Below are 12,386 nucleotides of genomic sequence, written 5' to 3'. Positions count from 1 at the left end.
TCATGAAACACCTGCTCACAGCCTGCTTGCTTTAACGCATCAAGCTGGAGATCTGTATTTTGGTCTTGTGTTGAAACTCTTGCGTAGCCTATATGCACAACAAACGCACCTTTACTATACGTTGATAACTTTACATAACTTCTTTACACAAAACTAGCTAATTGAGACGGATTTTAGCACTGAATAAATTCGTACATAAAACGGTCGTTATCTTTACAGCCTGTTCATTTATAATAATAAGTAGACCGATCGAAGGAGAAATTATTCTGGTCACACGATTTTGAGTGATGCGCTCGATTTAGCCGATTTTGACTTTAGAATGCCCTGCCTACGAATCTTCGTAAGCGTCCGGTGGTAAGCCCACCTTGAGCCTGGCGACTTAGCTCTAAAACTCCAGGAATTAATAAGGCACTATCAAATGCTTATTTAAAATCTCAGGGTCTGTACGAATTACGCGATGGTTGGATTAAGATTCATCACTCTCAATGAAACGCCTTGTGCGGAGCAGCATGCAGGGTGTTGTGGGAGCAGAAGGCTGGAACCCCTCGGCTACCCGATTTATGTGTTGATTTTTTCAACATTGTCGCCAATTTCGTGAATTGCAGCTTTCAGCACCTGCAAGCATATTTTTGCAGTGTATTGTCTCGGGCTGAACCCAGAGCTCATCTGCTGGAACGGATGAATATAGTTTCGAAAGTCTCTCAGAGTGTGACTAAACTTTTGAATATCGTGCTGCACAAGCCCAAGTTCGTACGCAACATCAATGAGCGCACTAAGTGACCATTCGTGAAATTGGCGAACTTTTCCCGAACTATCCTTTGGCGATGAGGCTGCGGTATTGAAGTGCCTGGGATACCTAATCGCTAAGCCCAGCAAGATCCCCTCTAAAGAGCTACCCGCAATAAGAATTACAGATAGATATGCGCCAGAAGAATAGCATTTCTCAATCTCTTTGATTCTCTGCTCGAGGAGCTCAGAAACCATTCCGTCCAATCCGATTTTAAGAACTGATACGTTGGAGAATTCCCTCCTCAAGAACTCATCTTCTGTATCAGTTTGAACAGGCGGGGGGGGCTCCTCGATCTCAACTTTTTCTAGTTTCTTAAACTTAATATCAGCTCCCTCGCGTACGATCTTCCACTTGTCGAAGGCAAGGAATTTATTAAACTCGGAAATACAATTATCGAGTTCTGTGAACCTATCGATAAAATTTGCAGGATTGAGCACCATTCTGATGCATTGATCTAGCTCCGGGGTTCCGTTGATTCGTTCCAGTTTTTCGTCAGTGTACATCCATCGCGAGGGAAACCCTTGCCCGTATGAATCATTAAATCCCAGGCTATTGAAGAAACGAATTAGCTGAAGACCTGATCGATACTCAGTCTCTTCGTTGATCAATAGGCGCAATTTTTCAAGCGATTTAGGATTTAGAATCATTGGGAGCTTTCAATTTCCTTGTACACATAACGCCCGCATTTGCGGCTAGTTTTACTTGACCACTACAAGCAGCAAAGGCTAAAGTTTATTTTGAAAACAGTCTAGATAATAAAGCCTTGGGGAGCAGCAGTACCCAAGGCTTTTAATTAAGCAGTTAGAGTGTACTTGATGATTTCAACTATTTGCTCGGTAGTGGTTGCCCAAGCCATAGCTGCGGCATCCACTTCTTTGAGTGGATGAATGATGTCTTCGCCATGCAGCGTAATGTAGGGTTTGCCTAAAGCAGCACAGTAGCCAGCATCAAAAGCTGCATTCCACTGCTTGTATTGATCACCAAAGCGCACTATGGCTAGGTCGCAATTTTCAATTAAATTCTTAGTACGAATAGAATTTACCTTGGCTGATTTATGGTCGCGCCAAAAGTCATTTTCTTCAGCACCTAACAGATCACCTGCTGCATCACTAGCCTCGTGGTTAGTGACTGCGGAAGAAAACTCAATAGCTAATCCTAGCTCTTTACAACCATTAATAATTTGATCGCGCCAATTGGTATGAATCTCACCCGATAAGTAGACTTTAAATGCCATTATTAATCTCCTTGTTAGAAATTTAATCCCTAGGATAGCAAGTTAAGCCTTAATTTATTTAGAACAGATCAAACGAAAGTATTTGTAATAAGTTTTTGTCTGGCTTATCCGCAGGGTGAAGCTGAGCAAAACCTTTTTTGCCTTTTAACTGCGGGTGGTCAGGCTGAAGTTCGACTAAAAGTTGGCGTAGTTCGTTGGCTTGCTCAGTGTCTTCCAGGTGTAAATAACCTTCTATCATTACCGCTAATGCATCTGCCACTGCTGGGGTGTCTCGGTAACCTTCTACAACGCCACGTCCACGGTTAATGGCAGCTATGGGTGCGCTACGGCGTAAATAGAATTGGCCTATATAAACTTCTTGCGCTGCTAACAGGTTTTTCAAATAGCGTAAGCGCTGCTGGGCATCGGGTGCGTAGTCGCTGTCGGGGAAAGTACTAATTAAACGATTAAAATCGGCGTAAGCTTCACGTGTTGCGCCCGGGTCTCTTTGTGAAATATCCGTTAACTTCAAACCTTCTAAGGAATGGCGACCAGCAACCCAAGCCGATAAACCGCTTAAATAAAGTACGTAATCAATTTGTGGGTGGTCTGAGTTCAAACGAATAAAGCGACTGGCAGCAGCGCGCGCTTGTTCGTGTTGATTGTTACTGTAATAGGCATAAATTAATTCTAGTTGGGCTTGTTCACCGTATTCACCAAACGGAAAACGTGATTCTAAAAATTGTAGGCGCTCAATCGCAGTAATAAAACGCTTTTTGTCTAGTGCTGTTTGCGCTTCTTGGTAAAGTTGCTGTTCGCTTTTTTGATCGTCGGCTAGACGACCTGCACAGCCTGATAAAATAATAAGGGCTAGGCTAATAACAAGTGCTTTAAATGGCATGAGTCGTTTTTCTTTTGCTAAATTGTTTTGACTAGATTAGGAATCTTGGGCGATAAACCCTGTTCGAGTGCTAGAATAACGGAAACGCCTCTTGGGTTCGAGAGGTTGAGACTTTAAATCAACGAAAGAATTCCATGACACAAGTTATTAAGCAGCAAGCAGCAGTACCCGTAGAGTCTTCAGGCAAGCGACTTGACCAAGTGGCGGCTGAACTTTTTCCTGATTTTTCGCGTGCCAAATTACAAGAATGGATGAAAGAAGGCAGCCTGTTGTGTAATGGCAATCAAGGTAAGCCAAAAAATAAAGTGCGCGTTGGCGATGTGTTAACCATTGAAGCACAGCAGCAAGAGCAGTTAACCGATATACCACAAGACCTTGAGTTAGATGTTGTTTATGAAGATGAGCATATCCTTTTAGTCAATAAGCCTGCTGGTTTAGTGGTTCATCCTGCAGCGGGTCATGCGGATGGCACCTTGTTAAACGCTTTATTGTTTCACTGCCCTTCTTTAAAAGAACTACCTCGTGCCGGTATTGTTCACCGTATTGATAAAGATACCTCAGGCTTGTTGGTGGTGGCTAAAACTTTAAAGGCGCAGAACGGGTTAGTTGAACAGCTACAAAGCCACAGCATGGGACGTGAATACGATGCCATCGCGTTAGGTGTTATGACTTCGGGCGGTACTGTCGATACGCAAATTGGTCGTCACCCTAAAGACCGCAAACGCCAAGCGGTGGTGGTGACTGGCGGTAAAGATTCTGTTACGCATTATCGCGTGGTTAAGCGCTATCGGGCACATACACACGTGCGTTGCAATTTAGAAACCGGCCGTACTCACCAAATCCGTGTCCACATGGCGCACGTTCGTCACCCGCTAGTTGGCGATCCTGTTTATGGTGGACGTTTGAAATTACCGGCAGGTGCGAATGAAGAATTAAAATTGATGCTGAGAAGTTTTTCACGTCAAGCTTTACACGCGCGTAGCCTTACTTTGGTTCATCCTGAAACAGGTAAAGAAATGTCTTGGGCAGTGCCTTTACCTGATGATTTTGAATTATTGCTCACACTATTAGAAGAAGATGTGCGGAGTGCTAGGTGATTAAAAAGATGCAGCCAGCGTTAGGTTTACTTTACCCCCATTGGCCAGCACCCAATAATGTACGGGCTTTCGTAACGACGCGTGAGGCTGGATCGAGCCAAGGTACTTATGCACATTTTAATCCGGCTGACCATGTGGGGGATGATCCTTTAACCGTGGCCGCTTGCCGTAAACGCTTACAGCAAGAAGCTGATGACAGACCCTTAAATTGGTTAAATCAAGTACATACTAACCAAGTGCTTAGCTGTTATTCACCCAATGCAAAAGCGGATGCTGCAGTTGCCAGTAGTCGTGATTATGCTTGCGTGGTGTTAACTGCGGATTGTTTGCCAGTATTTTTTTGTGATGCTGAAGGCAGTAAAGTTGCTGTTGCTCACGCGGGTTGGCGTGGGTTGGCAGCAGGCGTATTAGAAAACACCATCAAAACTTTAGACGTTGATCCTAGCCAAATTCTAGCTTGGCTAGGGCCGGCTATTGGTACGCGGGTTTTTGAAGTGGGACCTGAAGTTCGCCAAGCATTTATGGAAGGTCATCCTGATGCATCGGCTGCATTTATTCCTAGTCCTTATCGCTTAAAGCATTACATGGCTGACTTGTATCGTTTGGCAACTCAACGCTTACAACAAGCCGGTGTAGAGCAGGTGTTTGGTGGTAACTTCTGTACACTTACCGATGAAGAACGTTTTTATTCTTTTCGCCGTGATGGTCAGCATACAGGCCGTATGGCGAGTGTTATCTGGTTGGATTAGCTTGCTGTGACCGCTTGAATCTAGGCAATTGACCCCCATTACATGATCTATACTTAATAAACGCCTTTCATATTTATTATATTTAAATGCTTTTACCTTTAAGAGGTTTATTCCATGCGTATCGATCGTTTAACCAGCAAAATGCAAAATGCGTTTGCTGATGCTCAATCTATGGCTGTGGGTCAAAGCCATAATGAAATTGCGCCAGTTCATTTATTATTGGCTTTATTGGATCAGCAAGGCAGCCCTTTAACACCGCTGATTAAGCAAGCTGGCTCAGATGCTACCCGTGTTAGAAACGCGCTTAAAAAATTACTTGAGCAGCTAGCCACTATGGGGCAGCACGACGGTAATGTTCAGGTTTCACAAGCTTTAGGCCGCTTATTGAATTTGGCTGACCGTGACTCGCAGCAACGGGGCGATCAATACATTTCTAGCGAATTAGTGTTGCTGGCTGCTTTAGAGTTAAAAGATGACACCAGTAAAGCGTTAGAAGCGGCTGGTTTAGATAAAAAGCGCCTAGAAGTAGCCGTAGAGAATTTACGTGGCGGTGAGAAGGTGAATGACACCAATGCTGAAGAAAAGCGCCAAGCATTAGAAAAATATACCGTTGATTTAACGGCCCGTGCACTAGAAGGTAAGCTAGACCCTGTGATTGGCCGTGATGATGAAATTCGTCGCACCATTCAAGTATTGCAGCGCCGTACTAAAAACAACCCCGTGCTGATTGGCGAACCGGGTGTAGGTAAAACCGCCATAGTGGAAGGTTTAGCGCAGCGTATTGTTAACGGTGAAGTGCCCGAAGGCTTAAAAGGCAAGCGTGTTTTATCCTTAGATATGGGTTCTTTAATTGCTGGCGCTAAGTTTCGTGGTGAATTTGAAGAGCGTTTAAAAGGTGTGCTAAGCGAATTAGATAAAGAACAGGGTCAAGTGATTCTGTTTATTGATGAGCTACATACTATGGTGGGTGCTGGCAAGGGCGAAGGCTCGATGGATGCTGGTAATATGCTCAAGCCTGCTCTAGCCCGTGGTGAGCTGCACTGTGTTGGCGCTACAACACTGGATGAATACCGCCAGTACATTGAAAAAGATGCAGCCTTAGAGCGTCGTTTCCAAAAAGTATTGGTCAGTGAGCCAACGGAAGAAGATGCCATTGCGATTTTACGTGGTTTAAAAGAACGCTATGAAGTTCACCACGGCGTTGAAATTACCGATAGCGCAGTGATTGCTGCGGCTAAATTGTCCAGTCGTTACATTTCTGACCGTCAATTACCCGATAAAGCCATTGATTTAATGGACGAAGCGGCTAGTCGTATTCGTATGGAGATTGATTCTAAGCCTGAAGTAATGGACAGGCTGGAGCGGCGTTTAATTCAATTGAAAATTGAACGTGAAGCCTTAAAGAAAGAAACCGATGTGGGTTCCAGAAAGCATTTAGAAAACCTAGAAGAGCAAATTAAAGAACTCAGCCTTGAGTTTGCTGATTTAGAAGAAATTTGGAAATCAGAAAAAGCCAGTTTGCAGGGCGCACAGCAAATTAAGCAGCAGTTAGAACAAGCCCGTATAGATTTAGAAGCAGCCCGCCGTAAAGGTGATTTAGGGCGTATGTCAGAAATTCAGTATGGTGTTATTCCTGATTTAGAACGCAGTATGCAAATGGCCGATCAGTTAGAAGGTGTTGAACATACCTTGTTGCGTAACCGTGTTACTGATGAAGAAATTGCTGAAGTGGTCGCACGTTGGACAGGTATTCCGGTTAGTAAAATGTTGGAATCTGACCGTGAAAAGCTGCTTAAAATGGAAGATGCATTGCATGAAAGTGTAATTGGACAAGATGAAGCCGTGGTCGCTGTAGCTAATGCGGTACGCCGTTCTCGTGCTGGTTTGTCTGACCCTAATCGCCCTAGTGGTTCTTTCTTGTTTTTAGGCCCAACGGGTGTGGGTAAAACGGAGCTGTGTAAATCGTTAGCCCATTATCTGTTCGATACTACCGAGGCGATGGTGCGTATTGATATGAGTGAGTTTATGGAAAAACACTCGGTCGCGCGTTTAATTGGTGCGCCCCCAGGTTATGTAGGTTATGAACAGGGTGGTTATTTAACCGAAGCCGTGCGCCGTCGTCCTTACTCTGTTTTGTTGTTAGATGAAGTAGAAAAAGCGCACCCTGATGTGTTTAATATTCTGCTGCAAGTATTAGAAGATGGTCGTTTAACCGATGGTCAAGGACGTACGGTTAACTTTAGAAATACTGTTATTGTGATGACTTCTAACCTAGGTTCAGATTTAATTCAGCAAATGGCTGAAGCCAGTTATGAAACGATGAAGTCAGCTGTGATGGAAGTCGTAGGCACTCATTTCCGACCAGAAGTGATTAACCGTATTGATGAAGTGGTAGTTTTTCACCCACTACAAAAAGAACAAATACGTTCGATTGCTGATATTCAATTAGCAAGAGTGCGTGAACGCTTAGCGGAACGTGAATTATCGCTTAATCTTGCACCTAATTTTGTTGATGCTTTAGTTGAACAAGGCTATGACCCTATTTATGGTGCGCGTCCATTAAAACGTGCCATTCAACGTATGTTAGAAAACCCTTTGGCGCAGGAAATTTTGGCGGGTCGTTTTGAACCCGGTCAAGTTTTAGTGGCGGATTTAGATGGCGATAAGACTGTTTTTAAAGTAAGTGCTGTCGCGCCGCTTGATAAAGGCAGCTTGACAAAATAAGCATTTTGTTAGAGCCTTTCATCATCTTGTAGCAGGTGCAGCAAAATTTGAAGTGACCCTTCGATCAGCGCACATGAATTAGTTTAATCGCTAGTTCACCTTCAAGGACTTCCTGACCTGCTTTATCCTCTGGTCAGGTTAGCCCTCACTTCGCATTCAAGCAGTGCGACAAGAGTGCAGATCCGAACACGGATCTCGTTTGCCAAGACACGGCATTGCATCAGCCAATTTAGATGAGTGTTAACGGTAGCATCTAAATTATTGAACCGGAGTTGGCAATGATGCTGACTCTATGCACTCGAACTTTATTTTCAGAGGATTCACGAAAGTGGAACTACTCTCAGGCGCAGATATGATCACCCGATTCCTAGCGGATGAAGGGGTTGAGTATATTTATGGTTACCCAGGCGGGGCCGCTTTACACATTTATGATGCGATTCACCGTCAAAACAAAGTGAATCACATTCTCGTACGCCATGAACAAGCAGCCACTCATATGGCCGATGGTTATGCACGTGCCACGGGTAAACCGGGTGTTGTACTGGTTACTTCAGGGCCCGGTGCAACCAATGCTGTTACGGGTATTGCTACTGCTTTTATGGACTCCATTCCGATGGTTGTTTTATGCGGTCAAGTAGCCAGCCATTTAATTGGCGAAGATGCTTTCCAAGAAACCGACATTATTGGTGTGACACGTCCTATTGTTAAACACAGCTTTTCTGTTGAGCACCCTTCTGAAATCCCAATGATTTTAAGAAAAGCTTTTTACATTGCTACTACGGGTCGCCCCGGCCCGGTTGTTGTTGATATTCCAAAAGACATGACAGCACCAACCGAGAAGTATGAGTATGTTTTTCCTAAAAAAGTAAAAATGCGCTCTTATACGCCAGTAAATCGTGGCCATACTGGGCAAATTAAAAAAGCCGTTGATTTAATCCTTAAAGCTAAGCGACCCATTCTTTATGGTGGCGGTGGCTTGGTTTTAGGTGGTGCTTGTGAGTTATTTACTGAGCTAGCCAAAGCACTAAATTTCCCCGTAACAACGTCGTTAATGGGCATTGGTGCTTATCCACAAACAGACCGTCAATCGGTGGGCTGGTTGGGTATGCATGGTAGTTTTGAAGCTAACCAAGCCATGCACCACAGCGATTTAGTGGTTTGTATTGGTGCGCGGTTTGATGACCGTGCAACCAATAACGTCGCTAAGTTTTGCCCAACAGCACGCATTGTTCATGTTGATATTGATCCTTCTTCTATTGGTAAAACCATTCGCGTTGATGTACCGATTGTTGGTACAGCAATTAGTGTTTTAGAAGATATGCTGGCGCTATTAGGTGAAAGCAAAGTTAAGCCAGACGCGGATGCGTTAACGGATTGGTGGAGGCAAATTGATGCTTGGGCTGCCAGCCGTGTAGGTCGTATTTATGAGCCTGCTGAACCCGGCCAAACCATGAAGCCACAACAGGTAGTTGAAGCCGTTTGGAAAGCAACTAAAGGTAAGGCTTACGTTGTTACTGACGTGGGGCAGCACCAGATGTTTGCTGCGCAATATTATAAGTTTGACAAACCCAACCATTGGATTACTTCTGGCGGTTTAGGAACGATGGGTTTTGGTTTTCCTGCTGCCATGGGTGTAAAACTTAATAAGCCAGATGAAGAAGTGGTTTTGATTACCGGCGAAGGCAGCTTCCAAATGATGATGCAGGAGCTTTCTACCTGTAGTCAGTTTGGCATTCCAGTCAAGATTGTTAATCTGAATAACCAGTCGTTAGGTATGGTTCGTCAGTGGCAAGATTTGAACTATCAAGCACGTCATGCACAGTCTTATATGCAGTCCTTGCCTGATTTTAAAATGTTGGTTGAATCTTACGGCCACGTTGCAATGAAAGTTGAGAAAGCTGAAGACTTGGATGCTGCGATAGAAAAAGCTTTTGCAATGAAAGATAAACTGGTGTTTTTAGATGTGTATGTTGACCCACATGAGCACGTTTATCCTATGCAAGTTCCGCAAGGTTCAATGAAAGATATGCTGTTATCCAAAACGGAGAGAACTTGATTATGCGCCATATCATCTCTATTTTGATGGAAAACGAAGCGGGTGCTTTGTCGCGGGTCGTTGGCCTATTTTCGCAGCGTAACTTTAATATTGAAACCTTGAACGTGGCACCAACGGATGATCCAACTTTATCGCGCCTAACGGTTACGACTATCGGTGACGAGCGCGTTATTGAACAAATTACTAAGCAGCTTAATAAATTGATTGATGTGGTTAAGCTGGTTGATTTAACCGAAGGTCAGCACATTGAGCGTGAACTTATGCTGGTTAAGGTTAAGGCTGTGGGTGCTCAGCGTGCAGAAGTGAAGCGGACGACAGAAATTTTTCGTGGTCAAATCATTGATGTAACACCCAGCATTTATACGGTTCAGTTGGCAGGTCATGCCAGTAAGCTTGATGCCTTTATTCAAGCGTTGGGCGGCAATACTTTGCTAGAAGTTGTACGTACGGGTGTTTCAGGTATTGCGCGTGGCGAAAAGGTGTTGAGCGTTTAATTTTTTGCATTTTACGCGGCGTAAGAAATACCTTAATCTATGCCGATTAAAAAAATACTTCATTTATTTATTAGGAGAAGCAACATGGCAATGACCGTTTATTATGACAAGGATTGTGACTTGTCTTTAATTAAAGGCAAAAAAGTAACAATCGTTGGTTACGGTTCACAGGGCCACGCCCATGCTAACAACCTTAAAGATTCAGGCGTTGATGTAACTGTTGCTTTGCGTGCTGATTCTTCTTCACGCGCTAAAGCACAAGCTTCTGGCCTTAAAGTCGCTGATGTTGCTGCTGCTGTTGCTAGCGCTGATGTTGTAATGATTCTAACGCCTGATGAATTTCAAGGTCAGTTGTATAAAGAAGAAATCGAACCAAACATCAAGCAGGGCGCTACCTTGGCTTTTGCTCACGGTTTCTCTATTCATTACAACCAAGTTGTGCCACGCGCCGATTTAGATGTAATCATGATTGCACCTAAAGCACCGGGTCACACAGTACGTTCTGAGTTTGTAAAAGGTGGTGGTATTCCTGATTTAATCGCTATCTACCAAGATGCTTCTGGTAAAGCGAAAGAATTAGCGCTTTCTTACGCGATGGGCGTGGGTGGTGGTCGTTCAGGTATTATCGAAACTACGTTTAAAGACGAAACTGAAACGGATCTATTTGGTGAGCAAGCAGTGCTTTGTGGTGGTGCAGTTGAGCTAGTTAAAGCCGGTTTTGAAACATTAACTGAAGCCGGTTATGCACCTGAAATGGCTTACTTTGAATGTTTGCATGAGCTAAAGCTAATTGTTGACCTGATGTATGAAGGCGGCATTGCTAACATGAACTACTCCATCTCTAATAATGCTGAGTATGGCGAGTACGTAACTGGCCCTGAAGTCATCAACGAAGAATCACGTCAAGCCATGCGTAATGCATTGAAACGTATTCAAAATGGTGAATATGCGAAGATGTTTATTGCTGAAGGTGCATTTAACTACCCTTCAATGACTGCTAACCGTCGTAATAACGCAGAACACCCCATTGAAAAAGTAGGTGCTCAATTGCGTGGTATGATGCCTTGGATTGCAGCGAATCAATTAGTTGATAAAGACAAGAACTAAGTCATATTAGTTTGTTTTTAGACGCAGCCTTAGGGCTGCGTTTTTTTTTAAGCTTGGCTAAGCTTTTAGTTGTTTAGTGCTAAAGGGTAGAATAGAAAAATTGCAGTAGATAATTTAAGAATACTTAGCGTATAAACAAGGTATAAACCATGTCTTTAGAAAAACCAGATACAGATAATGTGCAGGATAAAAACGATAAAGGCGAAGAAGAGTTTGCTCGTCGTGCACATCGGATGGTTGACGAAGTAATTGAAGAGGTTGTTGAAGAAGAAGAAGTGGATGGTAAAAAAGAAAGGCATCGAGGTATTTACCTTTTACCTAACTTATTCACTACAGGCGCTTTATTTTCAGGTTTTTACGCCATAGTCGCTGGCATGAATAACGACTTTAGTGCTGCTGCGATTGCCATTTTTGTTGCGATGATTTTAGATGGTCTGGACGGACGTGTTGCACGAATGACCGGCACTGAAAGTGCTTTTGGTGCGGAATATGATAGCTTAGCTGATATGGTTTCTTTTGGTGTGGCTCCAGCTTTGGTTGCTTTTAGTTGGATGTTAAAAGACTTAGGGCAAGCTGGATGGATAGTGGCTTTCGTATTTGTGGCCGGTGCTGCGTTACGTTTGGCAAGGTTTAATGTGCATGTGGGTACAGCGGATAAAAAATGGTTTACTGGCTTACCCAGTCCGGCTGCCGCTGCGGTTGTGGCTGCATTGGTTTGGGTGCTGCATGATATAAGTTTCGATGCTTTTTGGCTGCAAGTATTGGTAGCATTTGTTATCGCAGCGGTTGGTTTGTTAATGGTTAGCAATGTGCGCTATTACAGCTTTAAGGATATCGACCTAAAAAACCGTGTGCCTTTTGTGGTGCTTATCGCTGTAGTGCTCATATTGGCTATTATTGCTATTGATCCAGCGACTATGCTGTTATTGCTATTTATAGCTTATGGCGCTTCAGGCCCGCTTTACGCTGTCTTTGCTAAGCCTAATAAATAAGCTTAAACCATTATTTTTAGATTATTTACAAAAAGCACTTGTATCTTTTAAAATTGTGCCTATAATGCGCCTCTCTTGTCAGGGAGCACTTAGCAATAAGCGCTGTAGCAATCACTGGCAAGGGGGTGTAACTGGTTGTTTTTAATATACTTTCTTTTTGTCTAAGCGGTTTAAAAAGAATTTAAAAATAACCCTTGACACTGAAGCGAAACGCTGTAGAATTCGCTTCCTGATTCGGCAAGTTGTTCAGTTAAGCCACTTGC

At 43.6% G+C, this 12,386-nt stretch carries 11 protein-coding genes; 7 read left to right on the top strand and 4 right to left on the bottom strand.

Annotation, left to right across the window (positions count from 1 at the left end; all coding sequences use genetic code 11):
* The 4 genes from VJY63_RS04940 to VJY63_RS04925 form a co-directional block, all read right to left on the bottom strand.
* The coding region (locus tag VJY63_RS04940) for a recombinase family protein (protein WP_324048640.1) at positions 1-98 on the bottom strand (98 nt) is incomplete at its 3' end.
* Positions 99-558: 460 nt separating this feature from the next.
* Positions 559-1,437, bottom strand: a complete 879-nt coding sequence (locus VJY63_RS04935; protein ID WP_324048637.1) for a hypothetical protein — start codon at positions 1,435-1,437, stop codon at positions 559-561.
* Between the two features lie 146 nt (positions 1,438-1,583).
* Positions 1,584-2,024, bottom strand: coding sequence for a YtoQ family protein (locus VJY63_RS04930; protein ID WP_324048636.1), 441 nt, complete (start codon positions 2,022-2,024; stop codon positions 1,584-1,586).
* 58 nt (positions 2,025-2,082) lie between these two features.
* On the bottom strand, positions 2,083-2,904 hold the full coding sequence (locus tag VJY63_RS04925; RefSeq protein WP_324048635.1) for an outer membrane protein assembly factor BamD: 822 nt from the start codon (positions 2,902-2,904) through the stop codon (positions 2,083-2,085).
* Positions 2,905-3,038: 134 nt separating this feature from the next.
* On the opposite strand from VJY63_RS04925, the gene rluD reads away from it, so the two are divergent.
* The 7 genes from rluD (at position 3,039) to pssA (ending at position 12,123) form a co-directional block, all read left to right on the top strand.
* Positions 3,039-4,001, top strand: a complete 963-nt coding sequence (rluD, locus tag VJY63_RS04920; protein ID WP_324048634.1) for a 23S rRNA pseudouridine(1911/1915/1917) synthase RluD — start codon at positions 3,039-3,041, stop codon at positions 3,999-4,001.
* Between the two features lie 8 nt (positions 4,002-4,009).
* Positions 4,010-4,750: a peptidoglycan editing factor PgeF gene (pgeF, locus tag VJY63_RS04915; protein WP_324048639.1), complete on the top strand. Its 741-nt coding sequence runs from the start codon at positions 4,010-4,012 to the stop codon at positions 4,748-4,750.
* Between the two features lie 114 nt (positions 4,751-4,864).
* Positions 4,865-7,474 carry an ATP-dependent chaperone ClpB gene (gene clpB / locus VJY63_RS04910; protein WP_324048633.1) on the top strand — a complete coding sequence of 870 codons (2,610 nt, stop codon included), beginning with the start codon at positions 4,865-4,867 and terminating at the stop codon, positions 7,472-7,474.
* A 328-nt stretch (positions 7,475-7,802) separates the two neighbouring features.
* Positions 7,803-9,530: an acetolactate synthase 3 large subunit gene (locus tag VJY63_RS04905; RefSeq protein WP_324048632.1), complete on the top strand. Its 1,728-nt coding sequence runs from the start codon at positions 7,803-7,805 to the stop codon at positions 9,528-9,530.
* A 2-nt stretch (positions 9,531-9,532) separates the two neighbouring features.
* A complete protein-coding gene (gene ilvN / locus VJY63_RS04900; protein ID WP_324048631.1) occupies positions 9,533-10,024 on the top strand; it encodes an acetolactate synthase small subunit in 492 nt (163 codons plus the stop codon).
* A 90-nt stretch (positions 10,025-10,114) separates the two neighbouring features.
* Complete coding sequence (gene ilvC / locus VJY63_RS04895; RefSeq protein ID WP_324048638.1) at positions 10,115-11,131, top strand: ketol-acid reductoisomerase; 1,017 nt, start codon at positions 10,115-10,117, stop codon at positions 11,129-11,131.
* A 149-nt stretch (positions 11,132-11,280) separates the two neighbouring features.
* Positions 11,281-12,123 (top strand): CDP-diacylglycerol--serine O-phosphatidyltransferase, encoded by an 843-nt coding sequence (gene pssA, locus VJY63_RS04890; RefSeq protein WP_324048630.1) that lies wholly within the window; start codon positions 11,281-11,283, stop codon positions 12,121-12,123.
* Positions 12,124-12,386 lie beyond the last annotated feature (263 nt).

The organism is Marinospirillum sp., assembly GCF_035271045.1.
Classification (GTDB): Bacteria; Pseudomonadota; Gammaproteobacteria; order Pseudomonadales; family Halomonadaceae; genus Marinospirillum.
Note: the sequence above shows the minus strand (reverse complement) of the source record. Positions and strands in the feature narration are given on the sequence as shown.

Bases quoted from the DNA above. Each gene is read 5' to 3' on its own strand.
- VJY63_RS04935 (WP_324048637.1), bottom strand. From the start codon at position 1,437: ATGATTCTAAATCCTAAATCGCTTGAAAAATTGCGCCTATTGATCAAC.
- VJY63_RS04930 (WP_324048636.1), bottom strand. From the start codon at position 2,024: ATGGCATTTAAAGTCTACTTATCGGGTGAGATTCATACCAATTGGCGC.
- VJY63_RS04925 (WP_324048635.1), bottom strand. From the start codon at position 2,904: ATGCCATTTAAAGCACTTGTTATTAGCCTAGCCCTTATTATTTTATCA.
- rluD (WP_324048634.1), top strand. From the start codon at position 3,039: ATGACACAAGTTATTAAGCAGCAAGCAGCAGTACCCGTAGAGTCTTCA.
- pgeF (WP_324048639.1), top strand. From the start codon at position 4,010: ATGCAGCCAGCGTTAGGTTTACTTTACCCCCATTGGCCAGCACCCAAT.
- clpB (WP_324048633.1), top strand. From the start codon at position 4,865: ATGCGTATCGATCGTTTAACCAGCAAAATGCAAAATGCGTTTGCTGAT.
- ilvN (WP_324048631.1), top strand. From the start codon at position 9,533: ATGCGCCATATCATCTCTATTTTGATGGAAAACGAAGCGGGTGCTTTG.
- ilvC (WP_324048638.1), top strand. From the start codon at position 10,115: ATGACCGTTTATTATGACAAGGATTGTGACTTGTCTTTAATTAAAGGC.
- pssA (WP_324048630.1), top strand. From the start codon at position 11,281: ATGTCTTTAGAAAAACCAGATACAGATAATGTGCAGGATAAAAACGAT.